At 72.4% G+C, this 12,902-nt stretch carries 11 protein-coding genes; 7 read left to right on the forward strand and 4 right to left on the reverse strand.

What is annotated here, in order from left to right:
* The first annotated feature begins 2 nt into the window (after window positions 1–2).
* The 5 genes from AB0D31_RS09315 (at window position 3) to AB0D31_RS09335 (ending at window position 5,097) form a co-directional block, all read left to right on the forward strand.
* Window positions 3–632 (forward strand): DUF5666 domain-containing protein, encoded by a 630-nt coding sequence (locus AB0D31_RS09315; protein ID WP_362719262.1) that lies wholly within the window; start codon window positions 3–5, stop codon window positions 630–632.
* A gap of 38 nt (window positions 633–670) precedes the next feature.
* Complete coding sequence (locus AB0D31_RS09320) at window positions 671–1,405, forward strand: response regulator transcription factor (protein ID WP_362719264.1); 735 nt, start codon at window positions 671–673, stop codon at window positions 1,403–1,405.
* Between the two features lie 13 nt (window positions 1,406–1,418).
* Window positions 1,419–2,915 carry a HAMP domain-containing sensor histidine kinase gene (locus tag AB0D31_RS09325; protein ID WP_362719267.1) on the forward strand — a complete coding sequence of 499 codons (1,497 nt, stop codon included), beginning with the start codon at window positions 1,419–1,421 and terminating at the stop codon, window positions 2,913–2,915.
* Window positions 2,916–2,983: 68 nt separating this feature from the next.
* Entirely contained in the window at window positions 2,984–4,144 is a 1,161-nt protein-coding gene (locus AB0D31_RS09330) for a betaine/proline/choline family ABC transporter ATP-binding protein (RefSeq protein WP_362719270.1), read from the forward strand.
* Window positions 4,145–4,416: 272 nt separating this feature from the next.
* Window positions 4,417–5,097 carry an alpha/beta fold hydrolase gene (locus AB0D31_RS09335; protein ID WP_362719272.1) on the forward strand — a complete coding sequence of 227 codons (681 nt, stop codon included), beginning with the start codon at window positions 4,417–4,419 and terminating at the stop codon, window positions 5,095–5,097.
* A gap of 39 nt (window positions 5,098–5,136) precedes the next feature.
* Here AB0D31_RS09335 and AB0D31_RS09340 read toward each other — a convergent pair whose 3' ends face one another.
* The 3 genes from AB0D31_RS09340 to AB0D31_RS09350 are packed head-to-tail and all read right to left on the reverse strand — an operon-like array spanning window position 5,137 to window position 7,423.
* Window positions 5,137–6,075: an ABC transporter substrate-binding protein gene (locus AB0D31_RS09340; RefSeq protein WP_362719275.1), complete on the reverse strand. Its 939-nt coding sequence runs from the start codon at window positions 6,073–6,075 to the stop codon at window positions 5,137–5,139.
* The gene (locus tag AB0D31_RS09345; protein WP_362719278.1) at window positions 6,072–6,746 is read right to left on the reverse strand and encodes an ABC transporter permease; all 675 of its coding nucleotides are present in this window, start codon (window positions 6,744–6,746) and stop codon (window positions 6,072–6,074) included. Before AB0D31_RS09345 ends, AB0D31_RS09340 begins: the two co-directional genes overlap by 4 nt.
* Window positions 6,743–7,423 (reverse strand): ABC transporter permease, encoded by a 681-nt coding sequence (locus AB0D31_RS09350; protein ID WP_362719280.1) that lies wholly within the window; start codon window positions 7,421–7,423, stop codon window positions 6,743–6,745. Before AB0D31_RS09350 ends, AB0D31_RS09345 begins: the two co-directional genes overlap by 4 nt.
* 161 nt (window positions 7,424–7,584) lie before the next feature.
* On the opposite strand from AB0D31_RS09350, the gene AB0D31_RS09355 reads away from it, so the two are divergent.
* Window positions 7,585–7,875, forward strand: coding sequence for a hypothetical protein (locus tag AB0D31_RS09355; RefSeq protein ID WP_362719283.1), 291 nt, complete (start codon window positions 7,585–7,587; stop codon window positions 7,873–7,875).
* A 200-nt stretch (window positions 7,876–8,075) separates the two neighbouring features.
* Here AB0D31_RS09355 and AB0D31_RS09360 read toward each other — a convergent pair whose 3' ends face one another.
* Window positions 8,076–11,264 (reverse strand): amidohydrolase family protein, encoded by a 3,189-nt coding sequence (locus AB0D31_RS09360; protein WP_362719286.1) that lies wholly within the window; start codon window positions 11,262–11,264, stop codon window positions 8,076–8,078.
* A 466-nt stretch (window positions 11,265–11,730) separates the two neighbouring features.
* Here AB0D31_RS09360 and AB0D31_RS09365 point away from each other — a divergent pair, with 466 nt between their 5' ends.
* Window positions 11,731–12,891 (forward strand): mandelate racemase/muconate lactonizing enzyme family protein, encoded by a 1,161-nt coding sequence (locus AB0D31_RS09365; RefSeq protein WP_362719289.1) that lies wholly within the window; start codon window positions 11,731–11,733, stop codon window positions 12,889–12,891.
* The last annotated feature ends 11 nt before the right edge of the window (window positions 12,892–12,902 follow it).

Raw genomic sequence — 12,902 nt, forward strand, 5'->3', positions numbered from 1 at the left:
CCATGTACGAACAGGGAGAGGACATGTTCGGCAACGCCGAGATTGTGGAGAGCGCCCGCCCCACGGCGGCAGCAAGCCCGGAGGACATCCTCGCCGAACCGCCCGACACCCGGGACATCTCGGCCGAGCTCAGTGCGCCGCCCCGGCCGCGCCTGCCCTGGCTGACGCTGCTGCTCTCCGGCGGCCTGGTCGCGGGGGTGGCCTTCGCGGGCGGCGCCCTGGTGGAGAAGAGCCAGGACCAGGGCTCGTCCGGTACGCAGCGCACCCCGGCGGCGGCCGGCCGCTCGGCCATCGCCGGGACCGGCCAGCGCGGCTTCGCCGCCGGGCAGGGCGGCCAGAGCGGCCAGCGCCAGGGCAGCGCCGCGGGGGCGGGCACGGCGGGCGGTCTGACCATCGGTACGGTGAAGCTCGTCGACGGCAGCACGATCTACGTCACCGACACCCAGGGCAACGTCGTCAAGGTCACCACGGCGGGCAGCACCCAGGTCACCGAGTCCAAGAGCGGCAAGGTGTCCGACCTCCAGCCCGGTCAGACGGTCACCGTCCGCGGCAGCCAGAATGCTTCGGGAGATGTCGCGGCGACCACCGTCACCCAAGGCGGCGCGAGCGGCTTCGGCGGGGGCCGGGGCTGACCGCGCCCACCGCCCACGCCGCCACGAGGAGGAACCCGATGGCCCCGACGGACACGGCCGCCCCCGAGGCGAGCTTGCTGGTCGTCGACGACGAGCCCAACATCAGGGAACTGCTGTCGGCCTCGCTGCGCTTCGTCGGCTTCAAGGTCGTCTCGGCGGCGACCGGCGCCGACGCGCTGGCCGCCGTCGCCAAGGAGCGCCCCGACCTGGTGGTGCTCGATGTGATGCTGCCCGACATGACGGGCTTCGCGGTGGTGCGCAGGCTGCGCGAGGAGGCCGGCGGCGGGGCGGGCCCGGACCATCTTCCGGTGCTCTTCCTCACCGCCAAGGACGGCGTCGACGACAAGATCAACGGGTTGACGGCGGGCGGCGACGACTACGTCACCAAACCCTTCAGCCTGGAGGAGCTGATCGCCCGGATCCGCGCGATCCTGCGCCGCACCGGCGGCCCGAGCGGCGAGGGCCGGCTCGTGGCGGGCGATCTCGAACTCGACCCGGTGGGCCACCAGGTGCTGCGGGCCGGCCGGCCGGTCTCGCTCTCCCCCACCGAGTTCAAGCTGCTCGCCTATCTGATGGCCAACGCCGACCGCGTCGTGTCCAAGCCGCAGATCCTCGACCATGTGTGGGCGTACGACTTCGGCGGCGACCTCAGCATCGTCGAGTCGTACATCTCCTATGTGCGCCGCAAGGTGGACTCCGGGGCGGACGGCGCGCCCAAGCTCATCCACACCGTGCGCGGCATCGGCTATGTGCTGCGCCGCCCGCAGTCCTGAGATGCCCCGGGCGATGCCGAGATATCTGCGGGCGCGGCTGGGGCGGCTGCCGCGCCGCTTCTCCGCCCTGTCGCTGCGCTCCCGGCTCGTGCTGCTCGCCATGGCGCTGGTGGCGCTCGGTCTCACGGTGAGCGACACCGTGGTGCTCAGTTCGGTACGTGCCCAGCTGGTCCAGCGGGTGGACCAGCAGCTGAACCGGTTCGGCGACTCCGTCGCCCACCGCGTCGGCGTCGAGGGCACCCCCACACCCAGGCCCGGCCGTACGGGGGGCGGCCGGGCCTGGCTCCCCAGCCAGTACGTGATCGCCTTCGCCGCCGACGACGGGAAGGTCACCGAGCAGTTCCGCCAGCCCGTCGCGGCCGGCGACCCGCGGCCGACCTGGCCGACGATGGACGCGGCCTCGCTCCGGGCCCACCTGGGCAAGCCGTTCGAGGTGCCGAGCGATCACGGCGGCGGCAGCTGGCGGATGCTGATCGTGCCGGTGGACAACGGTGACCCGGGGCTGCCCGCCGGGGTGGTGGTGGCCGCGCCTCTGGAGGAGGTCTCCTCCACGGTCGACCACCTCGCCACGGCGTTCCAGATCATCGGCGTGGTCGTGGCGCTGCTGCTCGGCGTGGCGGGCTGGTTCGCGGTCCGGGCGGGGCTGCGACCACTGCGCCGCATCGAGGCGACCGCGGCGGAGATCGCCGCGGGCCGCCCGCTCTCGCACCGCATGCCGGACGCCTCGCCGCGTACGGAGGCGGGCCGGCTCACCAGCGCGCTCAACGGGATGCTCGCGCAGCTCGAATCGGCGTTCGCGGCGCGCGCCGAGTCGGAGGAACAGATGCGGCGCTTCGTCGCGGACGCCAGCCACGAACTGCGCACGCCGCTCGCCGGCATCCGGGGCTTCGCCGAGCTGTACCGGATGGGCGCGCTTCCCGACGAGGCCGATGTGAAGCGCACGATGGCCCGCATCGAGAGCGAGGCGGTGCGTCTGGGCGGTCTGGTGGAGGATCTGCTCACCCTGGTCCGCATGGACGAGCAGCGCCCACTGCAGCTCGCACCGATGGATCTGCGCACCCTCGCGGTGGACGCCCTGCACGACACGCGTGCCCTGGACCCGGCGCGCGAGGTGACGCTCACCGGTCCCGGCGGCGAAGGCCCGCCCGGGCCGGCCCCGGTCCTCGGCGACGAGGCGCGGCTGCGGCAGGTCGTCGCCAACCTCGTCGGCAACGCCGTCGCCCACACCCCGTCGGGCTCCCCCGTACGCATCGGGGTGGGCGCCCGCGACGGGCACGGCGTCATCGAGGTCGCCGACGCGGGCCCCGGAATCGCCCCCGAGCAGGCGGCCCGCGTCTTCGAGCGGTTCTACCGCGTGGACGCCTCCCGCAGCCGGCAGACCGGCGGCGGCGCGGGCCTCGGCCTGGCCATCGCGTCGGCCCTGGTCCAGGCCCACACGGGCCGGGTGGAGCTGGAGACCGCGCCGGGCGAGGGCGCCGTGTTCCGGGTGCTGCTGCCCGGCGCTCCCTGAGGCGTCCGGGCCCACTCCCCCGGCCCGGCCCGAGTGCGGGCGGGGCCCAGGGCTCCTAGCGTGGATCCATGATCCGGTTCGAGCAGGTCAGCAAGGTGTACCCGGACGGCACCCGCGCCGTCGACGACCTGTCGTTCGAGGTGGCGGAGGGCGAACTGGTCACCCTCGTCGGCCCGTCCGGCTGCGGCAAGACGACCACGATGATGATGGTGAACCGGCTCATCGAGCCCACCTCGGGACGCATCCTCGTCGACGGCGAGGACATCGCCACGCTCGACCCGGTGAAGCTGCGCCGCCGGATCGGTTACGTGATCCAGCAGGTCGGGCTCTTTCCGCATCGCACCGTCCTCGACAACACGGCGACCGTGCCCGCGCTGGTCGGCTGGAAACGGGAGAAGGCCAGGGCGCGCGCGGCGGAGCTGCTCGATCTCGTCGGGCTCGATCCGTCGACGTACGGGCCGCGCTATCCGGCGCAGCTCTCGGGCGGCCAGCGCCAACGGGTGGGTGTGGCGCGGGCGTTGGCCGCCGACCCGCCGGTCCTGTTGATGGACGAGCCGTTCGGCGCGGTCGACCCCGTCGTGCGCGAGCGCCTCCAGAACGAGTTCCTCAGCCTCCAGGCGACGGTGCGCAAGACGGTGCTCCTGGTCACCCACGACATCGAGGAAGCGGTGCGGATGGGCGACCGGATGGCGGTGTACGGGTCGGGGCGCGTCGAGCAGTTCGACACCCCGGCATCGGTCCTGGGTGCGCCCGCCACCTCGTACGTGGCCCAATTCGTGGGCGCCGACCGGGGGTTGAAGCGGCTGTCGGTCACGACGGTGGAGCCCGACGACCTGGAGCAGCCGCCGGTGGTACGCCTCGACGAGCCCGCCGAGGCGGCGGCGGCCCGGCTGCGCGGCGAGGAGGCGCGCTGGGCGGTGGTGCTCAACGAAGGGGGCGAACTGCACGGCTGGGTCGCGGCGGAGGAGCTCTCGCTCGCGGGGTCGGGTTCGGTGGCCGATCTGGCCCGGCGCATGGAGGCGTGGGTCCCCGTCGGGGCCCCGCTCAAGCAGGCGTTCAGCGAGATGCTCCAGTACGACGCGGGGTGGGTCGCCGTGGTGGACGGGGCGCGCTTCGTGGGCGTCCTGACCCCCGCGAAGCTGCACGAGGCGCTGCGGCGCTCGGTGGACGCGGACGCACTGGGCGTGGACCGCACGGAGGTCGACTTCGACTCGGTGGCCGACGCGTAGGTCCCACGTGCGGGAAGTCCGCAGCCCGGCGGGCCCTGGGACCGTCACCATGACTCCATAGCCCGGCCGGCGCGGGGACCGTCACCATGACTCCATAGCCCGGCCGGCGCGGGGACCGTCACCATGACTCATAGCCCGGCCGGCGCGGGGACCGTCACCATGACTCCATCCAGAGGGAGTTGCATCCGCACGCCTCTTACGTTCCACGGAGCGCGCGGTTACCATCCGGTAGCCCCGCCAGGGGCCCCGCACCCATCCCCGCTGGAGCCGCCATGCGCCTCGCAACCGCCGCCGCCGCGCTCGCTCTGCTCGCCGGCACGATCGCCCTCGCCCCCGCCGCCGACGCTGCCCCCGCCCCCACCCCCGTTCCCGTCGTGTTCGTGCACGGCCGCAACGCCGACCCCGGCGTGTGGGGCACCATGAAGGACCGGTTCGAGCAGGCGGGTTACCCGGCGGGCGACGTCTTCGCCTGGGGCTACGACTCCAGCCAGTCGACCAACGAGGTCCTTGCCGGTCAACTCGCCGCCTACATCGACTCGGTGCGCGCCCAGACCGGCTCGGCGCAGGTGGACATCGTCGCGCACAGCCAGGGCAGCCTCCCCACCCGTTGGTATGCGAAGTTCGGCGGCGGCTCCGACGTGGTGCGGCACCTGGTCTCGCTCGGCGGTCCCAACCACGGCACGAGCCTCGCTTGGGCGTGTGCGATCTGGGACCAGGGGTGCCGGGACATGACCCCGAACTCGTACGTGGAGAGCCAGCTGGCGAGCGGCGACGAGACCCCGGGGGCCACGAAGTACGCCACGTTCTGGTCGGACTGCGACGGCTTCATCCTGCCCAACAGCAGTGTGCCGCTGTCCGGAGCCGTGAACACCGACGCCGGCTGCCTGGCCCACAACGACCTGCTGACGGACGCCCCCACCGCACAAGGGGTGCTCAACTTCTTGAAGCAGTAGGGGTGTTGACGCTTTCAGCCGCTGTCGGAGCGGTCGCCATCAGATCAGGTGTTTGGACGTGAGGTAGTTCCTCGCCACGTCCTGCGGCAGCTGGCGCCAGCTGTCGACCTGTTCGTTGAGGGAGGCGAGGTCGGCCGTGGTGAGCACGGTGTTGAGCTGGTCCAGGGCGCCGGTCACGCCCTTGCTGCCCGCCCGTGAGCGGTTCACCACCGGCACGATGTAGTCGGCGTTCTGCAGGTGCTTGTCGTCGGCGAGCAGCACCAGACCGAAGGCGCCGAGTGTGGCGTCCGTCGTGGTGGTCAGGACCATCTGGTCCTGACCGCTCTGGACGGCCTGCTTGGACTGGGTGGTTCCGACGCCCTTGGGGTCGACCGCGGTGATGTCGATGCCGTAGGTCTTCTTCAACCCCGGCTCGCAGTAGGGCCGTTGGACGCATTCGTCGCCCGCCGCGAGCCGTACCGGAAGCTTCGACGCGCCGAGGTCGCTGAGCGTTGTGAGCCGGTGCTGACGGGCGTAGGACTGGGCGACCGCGAAGGCGTTCTGGTCCACCGCCCTGCCCGGGTCGAGGACGGTCAGGCCGCGCGGCGTGGCCAGGGCGCGCAGGGCCGTCATGGTGCGGGTCAGGTCGGGTGAGCCGACGGGCTTGGCGTCGGCTCCGTGGGCCTTGGCGTTGAGCCAGTCCGCGAAGGTGGCCGCGTACTCGGCGACCACGTCGATCTGGCCGCTCTCCAGGGCGGGTTCGTAGATCTCCCGGTTGGTGACCGAGAGGATCTTCGTGCGGTAGCCGGCCTTGCCGAGGAGCAGGGCGTACATCTGCGCCAGCAGGTCGCTCTCGGTGAAGCCGGCGGAGCCGATCGTCAGGTGTTTGCTGTCGCCGGGCGGCGCCGTGACCGAGCCCTGTTTCTCCAGGCTCGGGCCGGTGGAGCAGGCGGTGACCGCCGTCAGGGCGAGGGCTGCGAGCAGCAGACGCGGCCTCACCCGAAACCGCCCCTGGCCCACTGCGGCGCGAAGCGCTGCACCGCCTCGAAGATGCCCTCGACGACCAGCGCGAACACCGCCACGAGCACGGCGCCCGCGACGACTTGCGGGGTCGAGGCCAGGTTGAACCCCGCGGTGATGATCCGGCCGAGCCCGCCGCCGCCGGCCAGCGCCGCGAGGGTGGCGGTCGCCACGAGCTGAACGGCCGCGATGCGTACGCCGGTGAGGATCAGCGGCAGGGCGAGCGGCAGCTCGACCCGGAACAGGAGCTGGCGGCCGGTCATGCCCATTCCCCGGGCCGCGCGCACCACATCGCGGTCGACCTCCCGCATGCCGACGTAGGCGTTGGTCAGGAGCGGTGGTACGGCGAAGAGGATCAGCGCGATGATGGTCGGCCACTCGCCGTACGCTCCGATCGGGGTGAGCAGCAGCAGGACGAGGACGGCGAAGGTGGGGACGGCGCGGCCCACGTTGGAGATGTTGACGGCGAGCGTCCCGCCCTTGCCGAGGTGGCCGAGGACCAGGGCGACGGGCAGCGCGATGAGACAACTGAGAACGAGACAGAGCGCGGTGAGCCACAGGTGCTGGCCGAGCCGGTTCCAGATCCCGTTCTCGCCCGACCAGTGCGCGGCTGAGGTGAGCCACGACCATGTCTCGGAGAGAGTCTTCATGACGGGACCGCCCTCGTCCAGGGAGTCAGCAGCCGCTGGATCGCGAGCAGCACCAGGTCGGCGGCGACGGCGATCACCACGCACAGCACGGAGGCGGTGAGCACCTGCGCCTTGAAGTAGGTGTTCATCCCGGAGTAGATCAGGTTGCCGAGCCCTCCGTAGCCGACGATGGCGCCGACCGTCACCAGGGACACCGCGGAGACGGTGGCGATGCGCAGCCCCGCCATCGCGGCGGGCACGGCGAGCGGCAGCTCCACGGCGAGCAGCAGCCGTACCGGCCCGTAGCCCATGCCGCGGGCCGCCTGCCGGGTGTCCTCGGGGACCGCGCGCAGGCCGGCCAGGATGTTCCGTACGAGCAGCGTCAGGGAGTACAGGACCAGGCCCGCGATGACGATGGAGGCGGAGAGCCCGTACACCGGGAGCAGCAGCGAGAACATGGCGAGGGAGGGGATGGTGTAGAGGATCGTGGTCACTCCCAGGACGGGTCCAGCGGCCCATCGCCAGCGGCGTGCCGCGACGGCCAGGGGCACGGCAATGACGAGGCCGATCAGGACCGACACCGCCGTGAGCTGGAGGTGCTGGACGACGGCGTCCCAGAGGATCTGCCGGCGGCTCGACAGATAGGCGCCGCAGATCCAGTCATTGCGCGCGAGGCAGTCGTCGGGGGGCGCGGTCACCCGTCCATTGGAGCCCGACGCCCGCGGGGGCCGCGCGTCCTGGTGGGCTGATCGGGGCACCGATTGTGATAGCGGGGCAAAAGGGAGACGCTGGAAGGGAACACGGCCGGGCACCACCGGTACGTCGAGCGCACCCGCCCGGCCGGGAAGAGGTGAGTGGTGTGCGCGTACTGCTGAAGGCACAGCTCGACACCGAGAAGACCAACGAGGCGATCCGCGACGGCACGATGAGCAAGTCGATGCAGTCCATCATGGAGACTCTCCGCCCGGAGGCCGCCTACTTCACCGCCGACGACGGCCGCCGTACGGCGCTCATCGTCTTCGACATGGCCGACTCCTCCGACATCCCGAGGATCGCCGAGCCGTTCATGCAGGAGTTCGGGGCCAGGATCGACCTGGCGCCGGTCATGAACGGCGACGACCTGGCCAAGGGGCTCGGCGCGCTCGGCTGACCATCGGGCACCGCCGGTCGTCCGGGGCCGGTCCGGGACCGCCCGGGGGGCCGTCCGGGGCCGGTCCGGGACCGCCCGCGGGGCCGTCCGGGACCGGCCGGGGGCCGGGCCACCCTCGCGGCCCGGCCGCGCCCTTGTCAGCCCCCGCCCTTGCCAGCCCCGCCCGTGGAGGTCCCGCTCTCTCGCCAACCCGCTTCCGCTCAGATCCCGGCGTCGCAGCAGCCGTCGCGCCGCATGAGACGGCCGACCTCCAGCCAGTCCTCGCTCTTCGCCGCCGTGTGACGCTCGTGCGGCTCGAACGCCGCCACGAGATCGTCGGTCGTGTAGGCCACCCCGCCCCTCAGCACTCCGGTCGTGCGCACCAGGGAGTCGAAGTCGGCGAGCGGGTCGCCGTCGACGAGGGTGAGGTCGGCGAGCTTGCCGGGCTCCACCGTGCCGAGGTCCTTGTCGAGGCCGAAGAGGCGGGCCGGATGGATGGTCGCGGTACGCAGGGCCGCCGCCGGGGAGAGACCGCCCCGGTGCAGGGCGCGCAGTCCGAGGTGGAGGGAGAGCCCGACAGGCACCAGCGGCTGGTCCGTGCCGAGGGCGATGAGACCGCCTCCGTCGAGCACCCGGCGGTATACGTCGGTCTCGGTACGAAGGGTGGCCAGCTGAGCGTCGGTGGGCGGCGTGGTCGCCGACTTCTGTACGGCCGCGGTGTCCCAGGGCGGCATCACGGTGGTGACCCGCGGGTCGTCGGCGAGCCCGGGGTCGGCGCCGAGCAGGGGCGCGGAGGTGAACGGCGTCATGATGAGGGCGAAGTTGACTCCGCGTGCCGTGTAGATCTCGACGACGTCCTCGTAGGCGCGCCCGGCAGCCGAGGTGGCGTGGCCGAACTCGGCGCGCTGCGTGGCGAGCAGATGGGTCGTCAGATCCTGTCCGACCTCGACACCGGGTGAGATCAGATGGCTGCCCGAGCGCACTCCGAGCCGCTCGTGCGCGAACCGGGCTGCTTCCGCCATGAGCCAACTGGGCGCCCGTACATAGGTTTTGACGAAGTCCCAGTCCAGTGCGGCGGCACGCTCCAGGGACCGCCGGAGGCCCGCTTCGGTGCGGTGGGCACGCCCCATGCTGTACGCGACCCGCGAGCCGTCGAGGAGTTCGCCGGTGGTCAGCAGACGTGGTCCGGCGAGTTGTCCGGTGGCCACAGCCTCGCGGATGCGGGCCTGTTCGTAGGCGAAGCCGCCGAGGGAGACCGCGGTGGTGATGCCGTAGGTGAGCTGGCCCACGGTCTGGCGGCCACCGTAGGTGCTCTGCCACGGGTGGGTGTGGGTGTCCCACAGGCCGGGCACGACGGTCTGTTCGGAGGCGTCGACGGTCCGCAGGGCGCCGCGCTTGCGGTGGGGTTCGACGGAGGCCACGCGTCCGGCGCGCACCACGATGTCGACGTCGTCGCGTGTCGAATCCCCGGTGCCGTCCCAGAGCCGTCCGGCGTGCACGACGGTGTCGGCGGGCGCGGGCCTGCGCTGGTCGAGGGCGAGGCGCACGGTGCGTGCGGCGCCGCCGTCGACGCCGATGAGCCGCAGCCGGGCGCCCGAGAGGTAGAGCAGGGTCGTGGAGTCACCGGACCAGGAGGGGTGGTCGGCGGGTTCGGTGGTGAGGGCGCGCGGCGGGCCCTGCGGGGTGCCGTCGGGGGCGACGGGCAGCAGACACAGGGCTGATTCGACGATGACCGCCATCCACCGGCCGTCGGGGGACCAGACGGGCCCGGAGTCGTAACGGTCGGCGATGGAGACGTGCGGCGCGACGGCGTGCAGGCGGTCGGCGCCGGTGGTGGTGTCGACGACCCGGATGACGTTGTAGCCCTCGCGGAAGCGCAGGTTGAGCCGGTTGCGGTCGCACAGCGCGAGGTGGCGGCCGTCGGGCGACCAGCTCGGCCGGCCCGGCAGCCCGCCGCCGCCGAGCGGCGTCACCAGGACGCGCTCGGTGCCGCTCGCCAAGTCGCGCACGATGAGCCGGCCGGTCATGTCGAGGGCGGCGAGCCGCTTGCCGTCGGGCGAGAGCGCGGGGTGCACCCGGCCGCCGGTGGCCAGCGTGCTCTCGTCGCCGGTGGCGAGCGTGTGCCGGTACACGCCGAGCAGTCCGTCGCGGTCGTCCGCGTACGCGAGGGAGCGCCCGTCGCGGGACCAGACCGGCCCGAGCAGATAGCGGGTGGCGGCCGACCGGCGCAGCCGTTGCGGCGGCCGGGCGCCCGAAGTGTCCGCTACCCAGAGGGAGTTGAGGGCCGCGAACGCGATGCGGCGGCCGTCAGGGGAGAGCGCGGGCAGATGGATGCCGCGCACCGGGCGCACCCGCTCCTCGCCCAGGTCGTACGCCTTGACCTGGTAGCGCGGCCTGTCGACGGGCAGCGCTCCCTCGAACGCGATGGTCTCCGGGCGCGTCGGCTGCTCCGGGCGGACCAGCGTGAACTGGCCGTTCAGGGTGAGGAGCAGCTGGCCGTGGGCCGTCCAGCGCGGCGGCATCGGAGCGATGTCACCGGCGACGGGTACGGCCTCGCCGTCGACGACCAGGACGCAGGAGGCGGCGGGGGCGGCGGTGGTGCGCAGATAGGCGAGGCGGCGGCCGTCGGGCGCGAGTGTGGGCGTCATGACCTGGGCGTTCTCGGTCTCGGTGTGCTCGACGGTGACGGCGCCCGCGCCGGTGGCGGGGACGGCGGCGACGGTCCGCGCGTCCACGCCGAGGCCGAACGGGGTGGTGACGGCCCGGGCACGGACGAAGAGGATCCGCCGCCCGTCGGGCGACCAGGTGGGGTCGAAGTCCTCCCACGCGCCGTCCTGGAGCGGTCCGTCCTGGTCGGGGAGCCCGGTGAGACGGGTTACGTCACCGGAGCGCAGGTCGAGTACGTGGATGCGGTAGGCGCTGCCGGTCGCGGGGTCCCCGCCGCGTTCGGATGCGAAGACGATCCTCGTGCCGTCGGGTGACCAGGCCGGACCTCGGTCGTCCCAGGGGCCGTCGGTACGTTGGCGTACGTCGGAGCCGTCGGGCCGCATGGTCCAGATGTGGTAGCCGCCGCCCTGGTACGCGCAGAACGTGATGAGCGTGCCGTCCGGGGAGTGCACGGGCCGGGTGGGTTCGAGCCCGGCCGGGGTGAGCGGCTCGGCCGTGCCGCCGGCGCGCGGCAGCGACCACAGGACGTCCTGAATCTCGGCGATCAGGCGGTCGCCGTCGGGCGAGAGGCTCGCCGCGCCGTTGGTGGCGCCGGTGAAGGAGAGCGCGAGACCGGGGCGCGAGGCCGCCTGGGCGGGCACGGCGCCGACGGCGGTGACGGCCCCGGTGGCGCCCGCGGCGGCGAGGAGTTGACGGCGGGAGAGGGTGAGGGGGGAAGCGGAGGCGGTGGTGTCACGGTCCATGACACAGCACGCTCGCGCACCGCAGGGCACAGGGGCAACACCGCCATTCCCGCCAAACGGGTACGGCCCTGTTCGCCGCAGAGCAGTCAGGATTCTTCCCGCACCGCCTTCTTGCGGCGACGGCCGCCCGCGCCACACCTGGCACCCAGCCTCGGCGCCGCGCCACGCCTGGCACCCACCCTCGGCGCCGCGCCACGCCTGGCACCCACCCTCGGCGCCGCGCCGCCACTCTCCCGCCTGCCTCAACTGCCGCCTCTCGTTCGGCATTTCGGACAGGGTCACGCATGTCGTCGCCGGGGAGCATGGCGTTTTCTCGGCCCCGCCGTCAACACCCCACGGCCACCTCGGCACTGTTCCTGCGCGACCCATTGACACCCCCGAGCACGCCTCATTACCGTCACGCCAACATTTCGAACGCATGACGAAATATCGAACGTCATGGCCAGCAGCCCCGGGAGCAACTGCCTTGCGAATCACGGGAATCAGCACCCATGTCGTCGGGACCCCCTGGCGAAACCTCAGTTACGTCCAGGTCCACACCGACGAAGGCCTGACCGGCGTCGGCGAGACCAGGATGCTCGGCCGCACCGACGCACTGCTCGGCTATCTCCGGGAGGCGGAGCTCAACCACATCGCCGGCTCCGACCCGTTCGCGATAGAGGACCTCGTACGGCGGATGAAGTACGGCGACTACGGCCGGGCCGGCGAGATCGTGATGTCTGGCATCGCGGTCGTGGAGATGGCCTGCTGGGACATCAAGGGGAAGGCGCTGGGCGTCCCGGTCTGGGAGCTGCTCGGCGGCAGGGTGACCGACCGGGTCAAGGCGTACGCCAACGGCTGGTACACCAGCGAGCGCACGCCCGAGGCTTACCACAAGGCGGCGCGCGCGGTCGTGAGACGCGGGTACCGGGCCCTGAAGATCGACCCGTTCGGCACCGGCCGCTTCGAGCTCGACCGCCAACAGACGCTGTACGCCGTGTCGTTGATCGAGGCGGTACGGGACGCCGTGGGCCCGGACACCGAACTGATGCTGGAGATGCACGGCCGCTTCTCGCCGGCCACCGCGGTGCGCCTGGCGCACGAGCTCGCGCCGTTCGACCCCGCGTGGCTGGAGGAGCCGGTCCCGCCGGAGAACCTCAAGGCGCTGGCGCGGGTCGCGGCCAAGGTCGACATCCCCATCGCCACCGGTGAGCGCATCCACGACCGGATCGAGTTCCGTGAACTCTTCGAGTCGGGGACCGCCGACATCATCCAGCCCGACGTCGGCCACATCGGCGGAATCCTGGAGACCCGCAAGCTCGCCGCGACCGCCGAGACCCACTACACGCTGGTCGCGCCGCACAACGTGGGCGGGTCGGTGCTCACCGCCGCGTCCCTCCAAGTGGCGGGCTGCACACCGAACTTCAAGATTCTGGAGCACTTCAACGACTTCGCGGACGCCGACATCAAGAAGGTGGTCAAGGGCGCTCCCGAGGTGGTCGACGGCTACTTCGAGCTGTCCGACGCACCCGGTCTCGGCGTGGAGCTGGACGTGGACGCGGCGGCCGAGTTCCCGCAGCAGCAGGCGCGGTTCGACCTGTGGGCCGAGGGCTGGGAGAAGCGCGCTCCGTCCGGGACCCGGGAATGATCCGGGACCGG

This window comes from Streptomyces sp. NPDC048361, from assembly GCF_040651795.1.
GTDB lineage: Bacteria > Actinomycetota > Actinomycetes > Streptomycetales > Streptomycetaceae > Streptomyces.